This window comes from Lactobacillus nasalidis (assembly GCF_016587775.1).
GTDB lineage: Bacteria > Bacillota > Bacilli > Lactobacillales > Lactobacillaceae > Lactobacillus > Lactobacillus nasalidis.
Genome location: NZ_BOCG01000708.1, coordinates 1 through 207, shown reverse-complemented (window position 1 = coordinate 207; position 207 = coordinate 1). Strand labels below are relative to the sequence as shown.

At 53.6% G+C, this 207-nt stretch carries 1 rRNA gene; it reads right to left on the bottom strand.

From position 1 onward, the window contains the following. Positions 1-207, bottom strand: a 23S ribosomal RNA gene (locus tag lacNas_RS13505); the annotation flags it as partial.

Here is a 207-nt window from a genome sequence, read left to right as displayed (position 1 = left end):
GTCTCTCTCGCAGTCAAGCTCCCTTTTACCTTTACACTCTGCGAATGATTTCCAACCATTCTGAGGGAACCTTTGGGCGCCTCCGTTACACTTTAGGAGGCGACCGCCCCAGTCAAACTGCCCGTCAAACACTGTCCTCGGCCTGGTTTACACGCCTGAGTTAGAGCATCCGTCAAGCAAGGGTAGTATCCCAACAGCGCCTCAGAT